This is a genomic window from Pseudomonas sp. MWU12-2029 (genome assembly GCF_023242425.1).
Lineage (GTDB): Bacteria > Pseudomonadota > Gammaproteobacteria > Pseudomonadales > Pseudomonadaceae > Aquipseudomonas > Aquipseudomonas kribbensis.
The window spans coordinates 128,503-148,444 of sequence record NZ_JALJDY010000007.1; the positions used below are offsets into that span (position 1 = coordinate 128,503).

The following is a 19,942-nucleotide window of genomic DNA, read 5'->3' on the forward strand; positions in this document are numbered from 1 at the left end:
TGGATATGCAGGAAGACGCCCCGAAAAACGCCAAGGACGCCGCGCCGACCGGCACCCAGACCCTGCTTCGCGGGTTGGGTGTGGTGCAGGCCGTCGCCAGTGGCGCCCGCGATCTCAAGGAAATCGCCCGCCTGATCGGCACCACCCGCAGCACTACGCATCGTCTGGCCAGTTGTCTGGTGGACGAGCGTTATCTGCGCGTCGTGCCGCAAGTCGGTTATCTGTTGGGGCCGAAGCTGATCGAGCTGGGTTTCCAGGCGCGCGAAGAGTTGCCGCTGGTGACCCTGGCCGGGCCGTATCTGGATGAGTTGTCGGCGCTGACCGGCGATACCGTTCACCTCGGGATTCGTGAAGGCGACGAAGTGCTTTATCTGTTGAAGAATCCGGGGCGCAATGGCCCGGAAATGCGCTCGCGGGTCGGCCATCGCATGCCGTTGGCGCGCACCGGAATCGGCAAGGCGCTGATGCTGGATGACGCGCCGCAGGACTGGCAGCGTCTGTACGACATCAGCCTGCCGGCGGGTGGGAAAAGTCAGTTCTGGCCGCAGCATCCGCAACAGTCGTGGGAGCAACTGGAACAGCGGATGACCGAGTACGTGGCCGGCGGCTACGCGTTCGATCTGGAAGACAACGAACCGTCGATCCGTTGCGTGGCGGCGCCGATCCGCGACGCAAGCAAGCGCATCGTCGCGGCGATCAGCATCGCCAGCACCGTGCCGTACATGCCGTTGGAGAAAATGGCCGAGCTGATTCCCCTGATCAAGGGGGTCACGGCCCGGCTTTCGGCAGAGCTTGGTTTGAAGGTTTAAAGCTTCAAGGTCGCCATGTCGATCACGAAACGGTACTTCACGTCACCGGCGATCATGCGGGCGTAGGCTTCGTTGATCTGGCGGATGTCGAGCATTTCGATGTCGCAGCTGATGTTGTGCTCGGCGCAGAAATCCAGCACTTCCTGGGTTTCGGCGACGCCACCGATCAACGAGCCAGCCAATACGCGACGACCCAGTACCAGTTTCGCGGCGTGGACTGGCGGATCGATCGGTTCGATCAGGCCCACCAGAATGTGCACGCCGTCGAAGCGCAGGGTGTCGAGGTACGGGTTGAGGTCGTGCTGCACCGGAATGGTGTCCAGCAGGAAGTCGAAACGACCGGCCGCTGCTTTCATCTGCTCTTCGTCGGTGGAGACGATCACGTGATCGGCACCCTGACGACGACCTTCCTCGGCCTTGCTCGCCGAACGGGTGAACAGCGTCACTTCGGCGCCCATGGCCTTGGCGAACTTGATACCCATGTGGCCGAGGCCGCCCATGCCGAGAATCCCGACCTTGTCGCCGGCCTTCACGCCGTAGTGCTTGAGTGGCGAGTAGGTGGTGATGCCGGCGCAGAGAATCGGTGCGGCAGCCGCCAGATCCAGCTTCTCGGGGATGCGCACCACGAAGTGTTCGCTGACCACGATGCTGTCCGAATAACCGCCCATGGTGTTGCTGCCGTCGACCCGGTCGGGTGTGGCATAGGTCATGGTCGGGCCTTCGAGGCAGTATTGCTCGAGGTTCGACTGGCAGGCTTCGCAGGTGCGGCAGGAGTCGACCATGCAGCCGACACCGACCAGATCGCCTACCTTGTGTTTGGTGACGTTCGCACCGACGGCGGTGACTTTTCCGACGATCTCGTGGCCGGGCATCAACGGGTAAACGGCGATGCCCCATTCGTTGCGCGCCTGGTGGATGTCGGAGTGGCAGACGCCGCAGTACAGGATTTCGATGGCGACATCGTCGGCCCGAGGGCTGCGGCGTTCGAATTTCATCGGGGCGAGGGGGGTGGTGGCCGTTTGAGCGGCATAGCCGATGGCGGTGTACATGTGAAACCTCGCAAAAGCAGTGACAGGTGAGGCGGCGCATTCTGGGCGCCGTCCGGTCGTCCGGCCATGGCGATTCCTCCGGGTGTCATGCCTAATCCTCCGGCATGCGGGGTTGATCGGTCGCATTGGCAAAAGGATCTGCGATGATGCTTTCATCCCTTTTTCCGTGATTTTTTCTGAAGAGCCACCCGATGCAATTGACCCGTCACCTAGATGCCAACGCCACCCTGGTTTCGCTGATCGAACCGCTGGCGCTGCGCGATGGTTACAGCCGGACCGGGCTGCCGGGCGTGCAGGTGCTGCGCGCCAGTTGCGACGTCGCTCGTGGCCCGCACATTTATGAGCCGAGCCTGATGATCATTGCCCAGGGCAGCAAGCTCGCGTATCTGGGGCCGCGCACCATGGAATACGGCGCCGGGCATTACCTGATCCAGGCCCTGCCGGTGCCGTTCGAGTGCGAAACCTATGCGTTGCCGGACGCGCCGTTACTCGGCGTGTCGGTGGCGATCGACCGGGTGCTGCTCGGTGAACTGGTGCTGGCCATGGGGCTGGCGCCGGGACGACATATTCCGGCGCAGACACCGGAGTCGATGACTTCGGTGGTGCTCGACGATGACATGCGCGGTTGCGTCGAACGCTTGCTGCGCTGTCTGCACGATCCGCTGGAATGCCAGATTCTTGGGCCAGCGCGGGTGCGGGAGTTGTTGTTCGTTGCGTTGCGCGGACCTCAGGCTGATGTGCTGCGGGCGCTGGTCGAGCAGCAGGGGCAGTTCGCGCGGGTGGCAGCGTCGATCAGTCATCTGCATGCGCATTACACCGAGCCGTTGAATGTCGAGACGCTGGCCGGTTGCGCGAACATGAGCGTGTCGACCTTTCACGAGCATTTCAAACGCAGCACGTTGCTGTCGCCGGTGCAGTATCTGAAGCGTTTACGTTTGTTGAAGGCGCAGACGTTGTTGATCGCCGAGGGGCTGGGAGTGGCGCAGGTGGCGCATCGGGTGGGGTATCAGAGCACGTCGCAGTTCAGTCGAGAGTACAAACGCTATTTCGAGCGCAGTCCGGGGGACGAGCGGGCGGCTTGATTTTCGGCAAATCGCAGGCAACAAAAAGGCCCCCATTAAGGGAGCCTTGATGTTCAGCGGGTCGACTTACATATTCGGGTAGGTCGGGCCACCGGCGCCTTCCGGCGTCACCCAGGTGATGTTCTGCGAAGGATCCTTGATGTCACAGGTCTTGCAGTGCACGCAGTTCTGGGCGTTGATCTGGAAGCGCTTCTCGCCGTCTTCCTTGGTGATCACTTCATACACGCCGGCCGGGCAGTAACGCTGCGCCGGTTCGTCGTACATCGGCAGGTTGCGGCTCAACGGGATGGTCGGGTCGGTCAGCTTCAGGTGGCACGGCTGTTCTTCTTCATGGTTGGTGCCGGAGATGAACACCGAGCTCAACTTGTCGAAGCTGATCTTGCCGTCGGGTTTCGGGTAGTCGATCTTCTTGCAGTCGGCCGCGAGCTTGAGGCAGGCGTAATCCGGCTTGGTGTCGTGCAGGGTGAACGGCAGTTTGCCGCCGAAGATGTTCTGGTCCAGCCAGTTGAAGCCGCCGCCGACGATGGCGCCGAACTTGTGGATCGCCGGGCCGAAGTTGCGGCTGGCGAACAGTTCTTCGTAGAGCCAGCTCTTCTTGAAGGCGTCGACGTAGGTGGTCAGTTCTTCGGTGCCATCCTTTTCGGCGAACAGCGCGTCGGCCACGGATTCAGCGGCGAGCATGCCGGACTTCATCGCGGTGTGGCTGCCCTTGATCTTGGCGAAGTTCAGGGTGCCGAGATCGCAACCGATCAGCGCGCCGCCCTTGAACACCATTTTCGGCAGCGAGTTCAGGCCGCCCTTGCAGATCGCGCGAGCGCCGTAGCTGATGCGCTTGCCGCCTTCCAGGTACTGCTTGAGTACCGGGTGATGCTTGAGGCGCTGGAATTCGTCGAATGGCGACAGGTAGGTGTTGCTGTAGGACAGATCGACGATCAGGCCGACTACAACCTGGTTGTTTTCCAGGTGATAGAGGAAGGAACCGCCGGTGTTCTCGGTGCCCATGATGTCCATCGGCCAACCGGCGGTGTGTACTACCAGGCCTGGCTGGTGTTTGGCCGGGTCGATTTCCCAGATTTCTTTCAGGCCGATGCCGTAGTGCTGGGCGTCGGCATCGCTGTCGAGGTTGTAGCGCTTGATCAGTTGCTTGCCGATGTGGCCACGGCAACCTTCGGCGAACAGCGTGTACTTGCCACGCAGTTCCATGCCCGGGGTGTACAGGCCTTCTTTCGGATGGCCTTCGCGGTCGACACCGAGGTCGCCGGTGATGATCCCGCGCACCACACCGTTTTCATCGATCAGGGCTTCCTGAGCGGCGAAGCCCGGGTAGATTTCCACGCCCAGATTCTCGGCCTGCTGAGCGAGCCAGCGGCACAGGTTGCCGAGGGAGATAATGTAGTTACCTTCGTTGTGCATGGTCTTGGGCACAAAGAAGTCTGGAATCTTCTGCGCGCTTTCGGCGTTTTTCAGCACGAAAATGTCATCGCGGGTGACAGGCGTGTTCAGCGGCGCGCCGAGTTCTTTCCAGTCAGGGAACAGTTCGTTCAGGGCCCGTGGTTCGAATACGGCACCGGACAGGATATGCGCGCCGACTTCGGAGCCTTTTTCGACCACGCAGACGCTGATTTCCTTACCGGCTTCGGCGGCCTTCTGCTTCAGACGGCAGGCGGCGGACAGGCCAGCGGGGCCGGCACCGACGATGACCACGTCGAATTCCATGTATTCGCGTTCCACAGGCTATCTCCTACTCAAGGCTCAACAGTTTTTTTTCTAATTTGGAGGTTCGGTGTCGTATCCGTTATTGCCTTTACGTTAACGTCAAGGCTAATAATGGGCAAACCACCTTTCTCTCTAGGCGGCGCATTATATCTACACCACTCTTAGCGTCCAATACAAACGTTTGTTTGAATCGGCTCCAGCCCAGAGAAATCAAAGAAGCGCGGCTTATGACAGGGCATTTTGGCGTATTGACCAGAATGGGCGTTCCGGTCAAGATACGGGCGGTTTTGCGCTCGCCGTAGGCTGAATGGTGGTTTCAAGAGCACCTCTAAAGACAGGGCGAAGGCGGTATCCGGTGATGCGCAGCGCAGTTCGGCGCGCAGTTTACACACCGCGAAGCGGCATGACTCGTCGGTCACGACTGACGAACGGTCATCCGACTCAGCCGGCGTTTTTGGAGGTGCCCTTGTGCCCGATGAGCATCAACCGCCAGGTTCGCCTAGGCGACTTTCTTTTCACCGGAGAGTAACGAGGAATCCATGAAGGTTCTTGTAGCTGTCAAACGCGTTGTGGATTACAACGTCAAGGTTCGCGTCAAGGCGGACAATTCCGGCGTAGACCTCGCCAACGTCAAGATGTCGATGAACCCGTTCTGCGAAATCGCAGTGGAAGAAGCCGTACGCCTGAAAGAAAAAGGCGTTGCGACTGAAATCGTCGTCGTCTCCATCGGCCCGTCCACCGCTCAGGAACAGCTGCGTACCGCACTGGCTCTGGGTGCCGACCGCGCCATCCTCGTCGAATCCGCTGAAGACCTGACTTCCCTGGCCGTGGCCAAGCTGCTCAAGGCCGTGGTCGACAAGGAACAGCCTCAGCTGGTGATCCTGGGCAAACAGGCCATCGACAGCGACAACAACCAGACCGGCCAGATGCTCGCTGCACTGAGCGGCTACGGTCAGGGCACTTTCGCCTCGAAAGTCGAAGTCTCCGGCGACAGCGTTGCCGTGACCCGCGAAATCGACGGCGGCGCGCAGACCGTTTCCCTGAAACTGCCAGCGATCGTCACCACCGACCTGCGTTTGAACGAGCCGCGCTACGCGTCCCTGCCAAACATCATGAAAGCCAAGAAGAAGCCTCTCGAGACGCTGACTCCGGACGCTTTGGGCGTTTCCACCGCCTCCACCAACAAGACCCTGAAAGTCGAAGCGCCAGCTGCACGCAGCGCAGGCATCAAGGTCAAGTCGGTGGCTGAACTGGTCGAGAAACTGAAAAACGAAGCGAAGGTAATCTAATCATGACTATCTTGGTAATCGCCGAACACGACAACAAGGTGCTGGCCCCGGCCACCCTGAACACCGTTGCTGCCGCTGCCAAAGTCGGTGGCGACATCCACGTTCTGGTTGCAGGCCAGGGCGCTGGCGCCGTGGCTGAAGCCGCTGCGAAAATCGCTGGCGTGAGCAAAGTCCTGAACGCCGACAATGCTGCCTACGCGCACCAGCTGCCGGAAAACGTTGCTCCACTGGTAGCCGAACTGGGCAAGGGTTACAGCCACATCCTGGCTGCCGCCACTTCCAACGGCAAAAACATCCTGCCGCGCGTTGCCGCCCAGCTGGACGTTGACCAGATCTCCGAGATCATCTCGGTAGAAAGCGCTGACACCTTCAAGCGTCCGATCTACGCCGGTAACGCCATCGCTACCGTGCAATCGACCGCCGCAATCAAAGTGATCACCGTGCGTGCCACCGGTTTCGACCCGGTTGCTGCTGAAGGTGGTTCGGCTGCCGTTGAATCGGTCGCCGCTGCTCACAACGCCGGCACTTCCAGCTTCGTCAGCGAAGAACTGGCCAAGTCCGATCGTCCTGAGCTGACCGCCGCCAAGATCGTCGTTTCCGGCGGCCGCGGCATGCAGAACGGTGACAACTTCAAACACCTGTACGCTCTGGCCGACAAGCTGGGCGCTGCCGTGGGTGCTTCCCGCGCCGCGGTAGACGCAGGTTTCGTACCGAACGACATGCAGGTCGGTCAGACCGGCAAGATCGTTGCGCCACAGCTGTACATCGCCGTCGGTATCTCCGGCGCGATCCAGCACCTGGCCGGCATGAAAGACTCCAAAGTGATCGTAGCGATCAACAAGGACGAAGAAGCGCCGATCTTCCAGGTGGCCGATTACGGCCTGGTGGCGGATCTGTTCGAAGCCGTACCTGAGCTGGAGAAGCTGGTCTAATCCGGCGGCTTCACTTATAAAGAGCCCGGCCTGTTGGTCGGGCTTTTTTTTGTCTCGGATTTGAGTGGGAGCGTTTCGCCATGGATCTGCATCGCCGGTTGGGCTTCTCGTTATTGCTGTGTTCCAGCCTGCTGCCGGGGTTGTCCGTGGCAGCGGGCAAATGCGAGCGACTGGTCGTCACCGGCAGCCCGGATGCACCGCCGTATCTCTGGCAGGATCCGCAGAATCCCAAACAGTTGATCGGTGCCAGTGCCGACCTGTTGCAGCAAGTGGCGAAGGACCTGGGCATCAAGGTCGAACTGCTGTATGCCGGCAAGCGCTCGCAGGCCCTCGACGAAGTGCGCAGCGGGCGCATGGACATGCTGGCCGACGCGCCGCTGGCCTTCAACGAGCTGGAAAACCTCGACTACATCCATCCGCCACTGCTGGAAAACGACTATCTGGTGTGGACCCGCAAGGGCTCGACCCTGGTCTACAGCGAAGCGAAGGATCTTCAGGGCCATCAAGGAGGATTGTCGGAAAAGTCTCGAATGACCCAGGCATTCAGTACTTTCGCCGAGAAGCAATTGACCCTGACCCGTACGGCAAACCTCACTCAGGCCCTGCAGAAACTTCTGCTGGGCGAGGTGGAATATGTACTCGCCGGCCGCTACTCGGGGATGGCGGCCGCGCAGGCACTGGGCATGGCCAATGATCTGCTGGCCTTCGAGCAACCGATTGACCGCCCCGGTCTGTTCCTCGCGCTTTCCCACAACTCGGCCTGTAACGATCCGTGGTTGCGCGGACAGCTGGCCAAAAAGATGACAGAATTGCCCGCGTCCGGCCTGACGGAAGCCGCGCTGCAACGCAACATCGAGCGCTGGAAGGCGCAGCAGCAACAGCCGCCGCAACAACCTGTCAGCGCCCCAAAACAGTAGGGATTCTTAGTGAGTAATCGAGTTCTTTTCACGGCCCTGGCCGTTCTGGCCCTGGCCGGTTGCGCCAGCGATCCGGCACCCAATGAACAAATGCGTTTGACCGAGCAGGCGCTCGAGCAGGCCAAGGCCGTCGGCGCCACCGCCGACGAAGTGCCGGAAATGAAACTGGCAGAAGACAAATTCAACCGGGCCAAGGGCAGCATGGCCGGCGAATCCTTCAAGAACGCGCGGATGCGTGCCGAACAGGCCGAGCTGGATGCGCGTCTGGCCGAAGCCAAAGTGCTGACCCAGAAGAGCGAAGAGCAACTGAACGTGCTCAACACCCGCATCGTCCGCCTGCGCAAGCAACTGGGGGATGCCCAATGAACCTGACTTCAAAAGCCTTCGGCACTCTGATCCTTGTGGGTTGCGCCAGCCTTTACGGTTGCGCCGGTCAACACAGCGAAACCGCCTTGCAGGAAGCCAGCGCTGACTTCCAGAAGGTCAAGGAAGATTCCAATGTGCTGCGTATCGCGCCGAAAGACGTGATCCGTGCCGGTGAATCCCTGGCTCGTGCCGATCGCCTGTCCACTTATTGGGGCAGTGGCTCCGACGTGGCGCATTACTCCTATTTGAGCCAGCGCTACAGCCAGATCGCCCGCGAGCACACCAACCTGGTGCTCAACGAAGAGCGTGCGGCGAAGCTGGAGCTTGAGCGTCAACGCCTGCAACTGGCACTGCGCGAGTCCAAACTGTTGAGCGTGCAGCAGCAGGGCAAATGGCTGGAGGAACAGATTGTCGCACTGGCCACCACCCAGACTGACCGTGGATTGGTGATGACCCTGGGTGACGTACTGTTCGACACCGGCGAGGCGGAGCTGAAGAATTCGGCGAATCGCGTGGTCTTGAAGATCGTGCAGTTTCTGCAACTCAATCCGAAGCGCGTGGTGCGTATCGAGGGTTACACCGACAGCACCGGCGGCAAACAGGAAAACCTCAAGCTGTCCCGTGACCGTGCACAGTCGGTTGCCGACGTGCTGACGGACTTGGGCATCGACGAAAAACGCATTCAGGTCGAAGGCTACGGCGATGAATACCCGGTGGACGCCAACGCTTCCGAGCGTGGGCGGGCACAGAACCGTCGGGTGGAAATCGTGTTCTCCGACGAAAAGGGCCAGCTCGGCGCCGCCCGCTGAGGGTGGCGTTACTGGAAAGCCCGGGCTGTCATGCAGCGCCGGGCTTTTTTACGTCTGTCGATTACCTCACAAAGCAGTACAGATTTATCCGACACTGGACTGTATGGTTGACTAATATGGCAACTGTCCCAGTACACTTCAGAACTGTTCCGGTATTGTTCACACAAAAATAAAACGCCCGTGATATCGAGTGCTGCGTCATGACCAATCTCTTGCTCTACCAACGTATTGCTCAACAACTGGCCGAAGACATCCGCCGTGGCGTCTATCAACCGGGCGAGCGCGTGCCTTCGGTGCGCAAGATGAGTTCGCAGCTCAACGTCAGCCATGCCACGGTGTTGCAGGCTTACGCCAACCTCGAGGATCAGGGGCTGATCCGCGCACGGCCGCAATCCGGTTACTACGTACACCAGACGCCGGCCCTGACCGCTCCGACCCCGGACATTGCCCGGGTCGAACGGCCTGGCCTGGTCACCCGCGCCAGCATTATTCAGCAAGTATTGGTCGAGTCGCGCCGCGAAGGCGTGTTCCCGCTGGGTGCAGCCGTACCGAGCGTCGATTACTTGCCGGTGCGCGCGCTGCATCAGCAATTGGCCAAGGTCACCCGATTCCATAGCCCCCGCGCTTTCAGCTACATGTTCAGCCCGGGCTTCGAACCGTTGCGCCGACAAGTGGCGATCCGCATGCGCGACGCCGGTGTGGTGGTCGATCCGTCGGAAGTGGTGATCACCCACGGTTGTGTCGATGCCTTGCAGATGTCGTTGCGGGTGCTGACCCGTCCGGGCGATCTGATCGCCGCCGAATCACCGACCTATTACGGACTGCTGCAACTGGCCGACCTGCTGGGCCTGAAAGTCATCGAAATCCCCAGCGACCCGGCCACCGGCATGAGTCTCGAAGCCCTGCAACTGGCGGCCAACCAATGGTCGATCAAAGCTCTGGTGCTGACGACCCGGCTGAGCAATCCGCTGGGTGGCACCATGCCCGAAGAGCGGCAAAAACAATTGCTGCGTCTGGCATCGGACTTCGATATCCAGATCGTCGAAGACGACATCTATGGCGAACTGATGTTCGAGCAAGGCCGCACCAAGGCCCTCAAGGCCTACGACCGGCTGGATCGGGTCATTTACTGTTCGAGTTTCTCCAAGACCCTGTCGCCGGGGGTGCGCGTGGGCTGGATGATTGCCGGCAAGTATCAGCAGGAAATCCAGCGTCTGCAGACCTTCACCACGCATTCGGCTTGCAGCGTCACGCAAATGGCGATCGCCGCCTATCTGGAAAATGGCGGTTATGACCGGCATTTACGGTACATCCGCCAGGAATACCGAAAAAACCTCAGCGCGTTCCAGCTGGCGGTGCAGCAGTACTTCCCTGAAGGCACGCAGATGACCCGGCCTACGGGCGGTTTCATTCTCTGGGTGAGCCTGCCGGGGCGGGTCAATACCCAGGAATTGCATGTCCGCGCGTTACAGCAAGGCATCAGCATCGCGCCCGGGTTGATCTTCAGTAATACCGAGCAGTTCAACCACTGTATCCGCCTGAATTGCGGGACGCCGTGGAATCGTGAGGCGGAGCGGGCGTTGATGACTTTGGGATTACTGGCGACTCAACTGTGTCAGGAAACGGCCGGCGGTTTCTGAACAGACTGTGTCGCGCGCTTGTCATGCGGCGTTCAACAGGCGAGCATATGGCCCTCTGCCGTTAGCGTTGTAGGTTCCATGAAAGCGACTTTTCCTGCTGCCTGGGTTTTGCTTTGTCTGTTGATGATCGGTCACGCGCCAGCTGTCATGGCCGCTGCCGTTTCGGAAAAACCGACAGCAGCCTCCACGGTGAAAAAGCCGGTGGCCAGCAAGAAAGCCGTTCCCGCGAAAGACAAGCAACAGAAGAAAGCCGCCCCGGCAAAGAAACGTGCGCCGATCGCCTCAAAGTCGAAATCGGCCCGTGAAGTGGCCAAGACGCCGCTACCCCCGGCCAAGCTCGACTTGAGCCTGCCCAGGGATATGGTTCAGCAGCTGAAACCGGTTGGCGCCGTGCCATTGCCCAAGCGCGAAGCGATCCTGCCGCAGATGTTCGGCGAGAAGAACAGCGGTTTCCAGCTCAACGGCCGCCTGCTGAGCAACGAAATGCAGTTGCAGCTGCGTAACGAAGAGCGCCGTGAAGTCGAAGGCGCGGCGCTGGATTTCGAATTCAAGCAGTAAATTCAATCGATCCGTGACCCGCAGACCAGACGCTTTGTCGGAGACTGGTCAGTCACTTTCGTTTCTGCGTAAAAACCCCGGTTCAGGGAATTTAAAACAGCCGTTTTAGCGGTTACCCTGTTCCGCGTCCCTTTAACACATTGCCCGTCGCGAGGAACTCGTCGTCATGAAATGCCGTGAAGGCTGTGGCGCCTGTTGCATTGCCCCCTCCATCAGCTCGCCGATTCCAGGCATGCCCGATGGCAAACCTGCCGGCGAACGTTGCGTTCAGCTCTCGGTCGAAAACCTGTGCAGCATTTTCGGTCGGCCGGAACGTCCAGCCGTCTGTTCAGGGTTCAGCGCCGATGTTGAAGTCTGCGGAAGCAGTCAGGAAGAGGCGATCAGACTGCTCGGCTGGTGGGAGCAGATGACGGCGGCGTGATGTGTCAAACGTACGGAACTTAAACAATAAGGAATAAGACTATGGGTTCGCTGCATCGTATCGCTGTGTTGTGTGGTTTGACTGCCGTGCTGGCCACTTCGGCTGCCCAGGCTGAAGACTGGAAAGTGGCCAAGAACGAAGACGGCATCAAGGTCTCCCTGAGCGAAGTGCCGGGTTCGGACTACAAGTCTTATCAGGGCGTGACCTTGATGAAGACCACCGTCGCCAAACTGCGCGCACTGCAGGAAGACGTTTCCGGTGCCTGTGCCTGGATTCACGAGTGCAAGACCCAGAAACTGCTCAAGCACGAAGGCGACCAGAGCTGGACCTACACCCAGTTCAACACGCCATGGCCGGTAACCCCGCGCGACTCGATCCTGCACGTCACCACCGTTGAAGGCGCCGATGGCAGCCTGACTCGCAATCTGGAAGGCGTGCCGAAGTACCTGCCGGAAGAAAAAGGCTTTGTCCGTGTCGCTCAAGTCAAAGGCTTCTGGAAATTCGTGCCGAAGGGCGACCAGGTTGAAGTGACCTATCAGGTCCACACCGAGCCGGGTGGCAGCGTGCCGTCGATGATTGCCAACAAGTTCGTGGTCGACGCACCGTTCAATACCTTGAAAGCCCTGAAAGAACGCGCCGAGAAGTAAGTATCGCGTGCTCTGCAAACGCCCCGAAGAACTCGGGGCGTTTTGTTTTGTAGCGATATTGTGTTTCCAGATATGCGTTGCACGAAATTTTCACAAACGCTTCAAGACAATTCGCCCGCGCAATTTGAATCTGTCCGGGTATGCCGTGCCTTTAATGAAAGAGTCCGGCTGCGGGGCAGTAATCAATGGCAATGCCGCCGGTGATCGTGCAACATTTGCGCACCGCGCAAGCCCCGGGGCCTGGAATGGCCAACAGAGGGCAGGGCGCAGCTGTATTTTTGCAACTTCAACTTCCAATGGGTCCTAAAACGACATGGCAAACCCGGACGCCCTGAATCAGCAGCGATCTTCCAGTCGCCTGCTGCAACCGACCGTCAAATCGCATCTGGCCTACACGCTCTTGTGCGCGCTGGTCATGATGGTGATGTTTTCCGTGCTGCGCCTCGCGCTGCTGGTCTACAACCGCGAGATGATCCTCGACACCCCGGCCTCGACGTTCCTCGAAGCCTTCGCCAACGGCCTGCGCTTCGACTTGCGCCTGGTGGTCTACCTCTGCGTTCCGATGGTCCTGGCGCTGTTCAGTGCCCGGGCCATGGCCGCGCGCGGGTTCTTCCGCCTGTGGCTGACCGTGACCTCCAGCATCGCGCTGTTCCTCGGCCTGATGGAGATGGACTTCTACCGCGAGTTCCACCAGCGCCTCAACGGCCTGGTGTTCCAGTACGTGAAGGAAGACCCGAAAACCGTGATGAGCATGCTCTGGTACGGTTTCCCGGTGGTGCGCTACCTGCTGGCCTGGGCCGTGGGCACGGTGATCCTGACGCTGGCGTTCAAGGGCGCCGACCGCCTGACCCGTCCGCGTGGCCCGTTCAGCGGCGGCAACGTCGGCACCCGTCAGGTGGCGCCATGGTATGCGCGTCTGGCGGTGTTCGTGGTGTGCCTGCTGATCTGTGTGGTCGCCGTGCGTGGCACCCTGCGTCAAGGCCCGCCACTGCGCTGGGGTGACGTTTACACCACCGAATCGAACTTCGCCAACCAGCTCGGCCTCAATGGCACCCTGTCGCTGATCGCGGCAGCCAAGGACCGCATGGGCGAAGACCGCAACAACATCTGGAAGGCCACGCTGCCGCAGGATCAGGCGCAGAAGGTCGTGCGCGACATGCTGGTGATGCCGGACGACAAACTGGTGGATGCCGACATCGCCGCCGTGCGTCGTGACTACACGCCGCCAGCCGACAAGACCCTGCCGATCAAGAACGTCGTCGTGATCCTCATGGAAAGCATGGCCGGTCACTCGGTGGGCGCCCTGGGCGCGCCGGGCAACATCACGCCGTACCTCGACAAACTGTCGAAGGAAGGCCTGCTGTTCGACCGCTTCTTCTCCAACGGTACCCACACCCACCAGGGCATGTTCGCCACCATGGCGTGCTTCCCGAACCTGCCGGGTTTCGAATACCTGATGCAGACCCCGGAAGGCAGCCACAAACTGTCCGGCCTGCCGCAGTTGCTCAGCGCGCGCAAGTATGACGACGTCTACGTCTACAACGGTGACTTCGCCTGGGACAACCAGTCCGGTTTCTTCAGCAACCAGGGCATGACCAACTTCGTTGGCCGCAATGACTTCGTCAACCCGGTGTTCTCCGATCCGACCTGGGGCGTGTCCGACCAGGACATGTTCGACCGCGGTCTGGTGGAACTGAAGGCACGGGAAAACGGCAAGCCGTTCTACGCGCTGCTGCAAACCCTGTCCAACCACACGCCGTACGCCTTGCCGACGCCATTGCCGGTCGAACGCGTGACCGACCGTGGCACGCTCAACGAGCACCTGACCGCCATGCGTTACGCAGACTGGGCACTGGGCCAGTTCTTCGAGAAGGCCCGCAAGGAGCCTTACTTCAAGGAAACCCTGTTTGTCATCGTCGGCGACCACGGCTTCGGCAACGAGCGTCAGATCACCGAAATGGACCTGGGCCGCTTCAACGTGCCGATGCTGATGATCGCACCAGGCATCCAGGAAAAATTCGGTACACGTGACCACACCGTGGGCACGCAGATCGACATCGTGCCGACCATCATGGGTCGTCTGGGTGGCGAAGTGCGTCATCAGTGCTGGGGACGTGACCTGCTCAACCTGCCGGCAGGCGACACCGGTTTCGGTGTGATCAAGCCGTCGGGCAGCGAGCAGACCACTGCCATCGTGACTGCTGACCAGATTCTGGTACTGCCGAAAGAGAAGGAAATGGCGCCGAAGATCTATCAGTACCAACTGGGCGCGAATCCTTCGGCTGAAATCATTCCGGACGCACCACGCACCGCCGAGTTGAAACTCAAGCTCGAAGCGTTCCTGCAGACGGCTACCAAGAGCCTGCTCGACAACACCGCCGGTGTGATTAACGGCAAGCCGGACTGATCATTCCGCGCAATAAAAAAGAGGCCCTTTTCAGGGCCTCTTTTTTTGTCGGTCAAAAGGTCATATGCGGCCGAGCAACAGCAGCACCAACAGTACAACCAGCACTACGCCGATAATGCCCGAAGGACCGTAACCCCAACTTCTGGAGTGCGGGAAGACCGGCAGACCACCGATCAGCAACAGGATCAGGATAATGATAAGAATTGTGCCCATGTCGATTTCCTTGTTGATAGTGTCTGAGGAGTCTCGTTGTTCAAGGGCGGCTGGAAGTTGAACTAAATCCAGACGGCTTACAAATTCCGACTGGCGCGCATGAAAGAAAATTCAATGTTTTTTTAACGTATTTGGTTCACAGTCTTATTTCGTTCGATGCCACGGTTTGCTCTTGCCATTCAGCAATCTGATGGAGCGTGGGTCGCTCCGGATCCTTCGCTACACTCCGCGCATCTTCCCCGGAACAACAAGGCTGTCTGTTATGCAAAATCGCATGATGATCACTGGCGCGGGCTCCGGCCTGGGTCGCGAAATCGCGCTGCGCTGGGCGCGTGAAGGCTGGCAACTGGCCTTGTCGGATGTCAGTGAGCCGGGCCTGCAGGAAACTCTCAAACTGGTTCGCGAGTCCGGCGGCGACGGCTTCATCCAGCGTTGCGACGTACGCGATTACAGCCAGCTCACCGCGTTCGCCCAGGCCTGCGAAGTGAAGCTCGGTGGTATCGACATCATCGTCAACAACGCCGGTGTGGCCTCGGGCGGATTCTTCAGCGAGCTGTCGCTGGAAGACTGGGACTGGCAGATCGCGATCAACCTGATGGGCGTGGTCAAGGGCTGCAAGGCGTTCCTGCCGCTGCTGGAACAGAGCAAGGGCAAGATCATCAACATCGCCTCGATGGCGGCACTGATGCAAGGCCCGGCGATGAGCAACTACAACGTGGCCAAGGCCGGTGTGGTGGCGTTGTCCGAGAGCCTGCTGATCGAACTGGCCCAGCAGGAAGTCGGTGTCCATGTGGTTTGCCCGTCGTTCTTCCAGACCAATCTGCTGGACTCGTTCCGTGGCCCGACGCCGGCCATGAAAGCGCAGGTCGGCAAGTTGCTGGAAAGTTCGCCGATTACCGCCGCCGATATCGCCGACTACATCTACAAGCAGGTCGCCGCCGGCGAGTTCATGATCCTGCCTCACGAACAGGGACGCATGGCCTGGGCGATCAAGCAGAAGAATCCGCAGTTGCTATACAACGAAATGACCGCGATGGCCGAAAAGATGCGCGCCAAGGCCAGACAGAACAACGGCTGAACTTGCACCGCCAGAGCCCCGTCGTTAGGGTGACCGCCACAGTCACCCTGACGAGTCATCTGCATGCTCAACTACTTGTGGTTTTTCCTCGCCGCGCTGTTCGAAATCGCCGGTTGTTTCGCTTTCTGGATGTGGTTGCGCCAGGGCAAAAGTGCCTTGTGGGTGATCCCGGCGCTGCTCAGCCTGACCCTGTTTGCGCTGCTGTTGACGCGTGTTGAAGCGACCTACGCCGGTCGCGCCTACGCCGCTTACGGTGGCATCTACATCATTGCCTCGATTGGCTGGCTGGCCGTGGTCGAGCGCATCCGCCCGCTGGGGTCGGACTGGATCGGTGTCGCCTTGTGCGTGATCGGTGCCAGCGTGATTCTGTTCGGGCCACGGTTTTCGGCGACCTGAAACACAGAGTTGAAGGAAGCGTCTGAAGGCTAAAGCGCCTGGGCGTGTAGGGTTTGACTGATTTGCCCGCAGCGCATTGTAGGGCGCTCGAAAGCCGCGCATCTTCAAGGCTCGAAAACCTTGAAGGACAACCCTCATGCTTGTACTCAGCCGTGTTGTCGGTGAACTGATTTCCATCGGCGACAACATCACTTTGCGCGTTCTGGCGGTCAATGGCTCCAGCGTGCGATTCGGCGTCGAGGCGCCAAAGCAGGTCAACGTGCACCGTGCCGAAGTCTACGAGCGGATCCAGCAGAAGCAGGCCAGCGGCAAGGGCCGCTGACCGTTTCAGTCGAACAGGTGCTTGGGCACGTCGTGCTTGAGCATCAACTGGCATTGCTCGCTGTCCGGATCGAAGACGATCAGCGCCTGGCCTTTGGTCAGGGCCTGACGAACCCGCAACAAGCGGGTTTCCAGCGGGGTGTCGTCACCGTTGTCGGTGCCGTCGCGGGTGACGAAATCCTCGATCAGGCGGGTCAGGGTGTCGACTTCGAGCGCGTCGTAGGGAATCAGCATGGGCACCTCGGCTAAATCAATGTCGGGATGCTACGGCGAATGATCGCCGAGGGCCAGACTCAACTGTCCGAGCGTTGCCCCACCAGGCTGTCCACCGACGGCACCCGGGTGTCGCTTTCCATTTGCGTCTCGTGCTCGATCTGGTGACTGAAGCGATCCAGTGATGCGTTGGCCGGTTGCGCATCGCTGGCGAACACCGGCGGACTCAGGATGTACGCCCCCAGCAGACGACTGAGCGCAGCCAGGCTGTCGATGTGCGTGCGTTCATAGCCGTGGGTCGCATCGCAGCCGAAGGCGAGCAGGGCGGTGCGAATGTCGTGGCCGGCGGTGACGGCCGAATGGGCGTCGCTGAAGTAATAGCGGAACAGGTCGCGGCGCACCGGCAACTCATGCTCACCGGCCAGACGCAGCAGATGTCGCGACAGGTGATAGTCATAGGGTCCGCCGGAATCCTGCATCGCCACGCTCACCGCGTGCTCGCTGGAATGCTGGCCGGGCGCAACCGGCGCGATGTCGATCCCGACAAACTCGCTGACATCCCAGGGCAGGGCCGCCGCCGCGCCGCTGCCGGTTTCCTCGGTGATGGTGAACAGCGGGTGACAATCGATCATCAACTCCTGACCGCTGTCGACGATAGCTTTCAACGCTGCGAGCAGCGCCGCGACCCCGGCCTTGTCGTCCAGATGACGGGCGCTGATATGGCCGCTTTCGGTGAACTCCGGCAGCGGATCGAACGCCACCACATCCCCCACGCTGATACCCAGCGAGTCGCAATCGGCGCGGGTCGCGCAGTAGGCATCCAGACGCAATTCGACGTGGTCCCAGCTGATCGGCATCTCGTCCACGGCGGTGTTGAAGGCGTGCCCGGACGCCATCAGCGGCAACACGCTGCCACGGATCACGCCGTTGTCGGTAAATAAACTCACGCGGCTGCCCTCGGCAAAACGGCTCGACCAGCAACCGACCGGCGCCAGGGTCAGACGGCCGTTGTCCTTCACCGCGCGCACGGCGGCACCGATGGTGTCCAGGTGCGCCGATACGGCGCGGTCGGGGCTGTTTTTCTTGCCCTTGAGGGTGGCGCGGATCGTGCCGCGTCGGGTCATTTCGAAGGGAATGCCGAGTTCTTCCAGACGCTCGGCAACGTAACGCACGATGGTGTCGGTGAAGCCGGTGGGGCTGGGAATGGCGAGCATTTCCAGCAGGACTTTTTGCAGGTAGCTCAGATCCGGTTCGGGAATTTGGGTGGTCATGGAAACTCCTGTTGCGGAGCGCCATCCCCGCGTTGGGTGCGGGAATGACGCAGAAGAGAGATCAAACGGCCGGCTGACTGTGTGGAAACAACAGATCCACAAACCGCTCGGCCGTCGGCTGCGGCTCATGGTTGGCCAGACCGGCGCGTTCATTGGCTTCGATGAACACGTACTCCGGCTGATCGGCGGCGGGCACCATCAGGTCGAGCCCGACCATCGGAATGTCCAGCGCTCGCGCCGCGCGCACGGCGGCATCGATCAGGGTCGGATGCAGAATCGCCGTGACGTCCTCAAGGGTACCGCCGGTGTGCAGGTTCGCGGTACGCCGTACGAACAGATGCTCGCCGGCCGGCAGGATGCTGCTGTAGTCGTAACCCGCCGTGTGCAGGGTGCGCTGGGTTTCGTGGTCCAGCGGGATTTTGCTTTCGCCGCCGGTGGACGCTTGCCGACGTCGGCTCTGGGCTTCGATCAGCGCGCCGATGGAATGATGGCCGTCGCCGACCACCTCTGCCGGACGCCGGATCGCCGCGGCAACCACGTCGAAACCGATCACCAGAATCCGCAGGTCGAGACCTTCATGGAAGCTTTCGAGCAGCACGCGGCTGTCAAACTGCTTCGCCGAATCGATTGCCTGCTGCACCTCTTCGATGCTTTGCAGATCCACGGCCACACCCTGACCTTGTTCACCGTCGAGCGGTTTGACCACCACCCGCTGGTGCTCGTCGAGAAACGCCAGATTGTCGTCCGCGTTCGCCGCCAGCTGCTGTGACGGCACATTCAACCCGGCGTTTTTCAGCACCTTGTGGGTCAGGCTTTTGTCCTGGCACAGATTCATGCTGATGGCGCTGGTGAGGTCGCTCAGTGACTCGCGACAACGCACCCGGCGACCGCCATGGCTGAGGGTGAACAGCCCGGCATCGGCGTCATCCACCTGAACGTCGATTCCCCGTCGATGGGCTTCCTCGACGATGATCCGCGCGTAGGGATTGAAATCGGCCTCTGGCCCGGGCCCGAGAAACAGCGGCTGATTGATGCCGTTCTTGCGCTTGATGGCGAAGGTCGAGAGATTGCGAAAGCCGAGTTTGGCGTAGAGGTTCTTCGCCTGACGGTTATCGTGCAACACCGACAGATCCAGGTAGCTCAAACCGCGACTCATGAAATGTTCGATCAGATGCCGCACCAGCACTTCACCGACCCCGGGACGCGAACACTGCGGATCGACCGCCAGGCACCACAGGCTGCTGCCATTCTCCGGATCGTTGTAGGCCTTCTGATGGTTGAGGCCCATGACGCTGCCGATCACCGCGCCGCTGTCCTCGTCCTCGGCCAGCCAGTACACCGGCCCGCCCTGATGATGCGGGGTGAGCAGCGTGGCATCGATCGGCAACATGCCGCGCGCCTGATACAGCTGATTGATCGACTGCCAGTCCTCTTCGCTTTGTGCGCGGCGGATGCGGAAGCCGCGAAACACCCGGGTCGCCTGACGGTAATCGCTGAACCACAGGCGCAAGGTGTCGGACGGATCGAGAAACAGTTGAGTCGGTTCCAGGCCGAGAACCTGCTGTGGCGCTGCCACGTACAACGCGATATCGCGCTCACCCGGCTGTTCGTTGAGCAACTCCTGGGCAAGGCTCGCCGGGTCGGGGAATGTGTGGCCGATCAGCAACCGACCCCAGCCGCAATGCACGGCAATCGGCTCGGCACTCGGTTGGTTACCATCCTCGGCCAGACGCGCCTGCAAACGTTCGTAGGACGGTGTCTGACCGCGCAGCAGCCGTTGGCTGTAAGCCGTGGCGTGAGGTTTCATC

Annotated in this window: 21 protein-coding genes; 15 read left to right on the top strand and 6 right to left on the bottom strand. The window is 60.5% G+C overall.

The features are described 5' to 3' along the window. Positions 1–5 precede the first annotated feature (5 nt). Positions 6–809, top strand: a complete 804-nt coding sequence (locus tag M5B44_RS18820; protein WP_085710906.1) for an IclR family transcriptional regulator — start codon at positions 6–8, stop codon at positions 807–809. Here the strand turns inward: M5B44_RS18820 and M5B44_RS18825 are convergent. After that, positions 806–1,858: an NAD(P)-dependent alcohol dehydrogenase gene (locus M5B44_RS18825; protein WP_011335405.1), complete on the bottom strand. Its 1,053-nt coding sequence runs from the start codon at positions 1,856–1,858 to the stop codon at positions 806–808. The genes M5B44_RS18820 and M5B44_RS18825 overlap by 4 nt on opposite strands. A gap of 191 nt (positions 1,859–2,049) precedes the next feature. Between M5B44_RS18825 and M5B44_RS18830 the strand changes: the two genes are divergently transcribed. After that, positions 2,050–2,940 carry an AraC family transcriptional regulator gene (locus M5B44_RS18830; RefSeq protein ID WP_248740141.1) on the top strand — a complete coding sequence of 297 codons (891 nt, stop codon included), beginning with the start codon at positions 2,050–2,052 and terminating at the stop codon, positions 2,938–2,940. A gap of 66 nt (positions 2,941–3,006) precedes the next feature. On the opposite strand, the gene M5B44_RS18835 is transcribed toward M5B44_RS18830, so the two are convergent. Beyond that, positions 3,007–4,671, bottom strand: coding sequence for an electron transfer flavoprotein-ubiquinone oxidoreductase (locus M5B44_RS18835; protein WP_085696964.1), 1,665 nt, complete (start codon positions 4,669–4,671; stop codon positions 3,007–3,009). A gap of 524 nt (positions 4,672–5,195) precedes the next feature. Here M5B44_RS18835 and M5B44_RS18840 point away from each other — a divergent pair. The 10 genes from M5B44_RS18840 (at position 5,196) to M5B44_RS18885 (ending at position 14,642) form a co-directional block, all read left to right on the top strand. Then, positions 5,196–5,945: an electron transfer flavoprotein subunit beta/FixA family protein gene (locus M5B44_RS18840; RefSeq protein WP_007950859.1), complete on the top strand. Its 750-nt coding sequence runs from the start codon at positions 5,196–5,198 to the stop codon at positions 5,943–5,945. A 2-nt stretch (positions 5,946–5,947) separates the two neighbouring features. Beyond that, a complete protein-coding gene (locus tag M5B44_RS18845; RefSeq protein ID WP_248740142.1) occupies positions 5,948–6,877 on the top strand; it encodes an electron transfer flavoprotein subunit alpha/FixB family protein in 930 nt (309 codons plus the stop codon). A gap of 80 nt (positions 6,878–6,957) precedes the next feature. Continuing rightward, positions 6,958–7,794 (top strand): substrate-binding periplasmic protein, encoded by an 837-nt coding sequence (locus tag M5B44_RS18850; RefSeq protein ID WP_248740143.1) that lies wholly within the window; start codon positions 6,958–6,960, stop codon positions 7,792–7,794. Positions 7,795–7,803: 9 nt separating this feature from the next. Next, positions 7,804–8,160, top strand: a complete 357-nt coding sequence (locus M5B44_RS18855; RefSeq protein ID WP_096820990.1) for a DUF4398 domain-containing protein — start codon at positions 7,804–7,806, stop codon at positions 8,158–8,160. Next, on the top strand, positions 8,157–8,969 hold the full coding sequence (locus tag M5B44_RS18860; protein ID WP_134827730.1) for an OmpA family protein: 813 nt from the start codon (positions 8,157–8,159) through the stop codon (positions 8,967–8,969). The genes M5B44_RS18855 and M5B44_RS18860 overlap by 4 nt, the downstream gene beginning before the upstream one ends. Before the next feature lie 200 nt (positions 8,970–9,169). Next, entirely contained in the window at positions 9,170–10,609 is a 1,440-nt protein-coding gene (locus M5B44_RS18865; protein ID WP_003226969.1) for a PLP-dependent aminotransferase family protein, read from the top strand. 78 nt (positions 10,610–10,687) lie between these two features. Next, on the top strand, positions 10,688–11,167 hold the full coding sequence (locus M5B44_RS18870) for a translation initiation factor 2 (protein WP_248740144.1): 480 nt from the start codon (positions 10,688–10,690) through the stop codon (positions 11,165–11,167). A gap of 166 nt (positions 11,168–11,333) precedes the next feature. Continuing rightward, positions 11,334–11,588, top strand: coding sequence for a YkgJ family cysteine cluster protein (locus tag M5B44_RS18875; RefSeq protein WP_085710899.1), 255 nt, complete (start codon positions 11,334–11,336; stop codon positions 11,586–11,588). Between the two features lie 41 nt (positions 11,589–11,629). Then, positions 11,630–12,235 carry an START domain-containing protein gene (locus tag M5B44_RS18880; protein WP_085710898.1) on the top strand — a complete coding sequence of 202 codons (606 nt, stop codon included), beginning with the start codon at positions 11,630–11,632 and terminating at the stop codon, positions 12,233–12,235. A 313-nt stretch (positions 12,236–12,548) separates the two neighbouring features. Then, on the top strand, positions 12,549–14,642 hold the full coding sequence (locus M5B44_RS18885; RefSeq protein ID WP_085710897.1) for an LTA synthase family protein: 2,094 nt from the start codon (positions 12,549–12,551) through the stop codon (positions 14,640–14,642). A 60-nt stretch (positions 14,643–14,702) separates the two neighbouring features. Here the strand turns inward: M5B44_RS18885 and M5B44_RS18890 are convergent, their stop codons facing one another. After that, positions 14,703–14,861: a DUF3309 family protein gene (locus M5B44_RS18890; protein WP_169432680.1), complete on the bottom strand. Its 159-nt coding sequence runs from the start codon at positions 14,859–14,861 to the stop codon at positions 14,703–14,705. Between the two features lie 256 nt (positions 14,862–15,117). Between M5B44_RS18890 and M5B44_RS18895 the strand changes: the two genes are divergently transcribed. The 3 genes from M5B44_RS18895 to csrA all read left to right on the top strand — a co-directional run bounded on the left by M5B44_RS18895 (position 15,118) and on the right by csrA (position 16,651). After that, positions 15,118–15,933 (top strand): SDR family oxidoreductase, encoded by an 816-nt coding sequence (locus tag M5B44_RS18895; protein ID WP_248740145.1) that lies wholly within the window; start codon positions 15,118–15,120, stop codon positions 15,931–15,933. Between the two features lie 63 nt (positions 15,934–15,996). Continuing rightward, a complete protein-coding gene (locus M5B44_RS18900) occupies positions 15,997–16,329 on the top strand; it encodes a YnfA family protein (RefSeq protein WP_085710895.1) in 333 nt (110 codons plus the stop codon). A gap of 136 nt (positions 16,330–16,465) precedes the next feature. Beyond that, complete coding sequence (gene csrA / locus M5B44_RS18905) at positions 16,466–16,651, top strand: carbon storage regulator CsrA (protein WP_248740146.1); 186 nt, start codon at positions 16,466–16,468, stop codon at positions 16,649–16,651. A 5-nt stretch (positions 16,652–16,656) separates the two neighbouring features. Here the strand turns inward: csrA and M5B44_RS18910 are convergent, their stop codons facing one another. The 3 genes from M5B44_RS18910 to ngg all read right to left on the bottom strand — a co-directional run bounded on the left by M5B44_RS18910 (position 16,657) and on the right by ngg (position 19,941). Beyond that, positions 16,657–16,884, bottom strand: a complete 228-nt coding sequence (locus tag M5B44_RS18910; RefSeq protein ID WP_248740147.1) for a YheU family protein — start codon at positions 16,882–16,884, stop codon at positions 16,657–16,659. A gap of 59 nt (positions 16,885–16,943) precedes the next feature. After that, complete coding sequence (locus tag M5B44_RS18915) at positions 16,944–18,134, bottom strand: osmoprotectant NAGGN system M42 family peptidase (RefSeq protein ID WP_248740148.1); 1,191 nt, start codon at positions 18,132–18,134, stop codon at positions 16,944–16,946. 61 nt (positions 18,135–18,195) lie between these two features. After that, positions 18,196–19,941: an N-acetylglutaminylglutamine synthetase gene (ngg, locus tag M5B44_RS18920; RefSeq protein ID WP_248740149.1), complete on the bottom strand. Its 1,746-nt coding sequence runs from the start codon at positions 19,939–19,941 to the stop codon at positions 18,196–18,198. Position 19,942 lies beyond the last annotated feature (1 nt).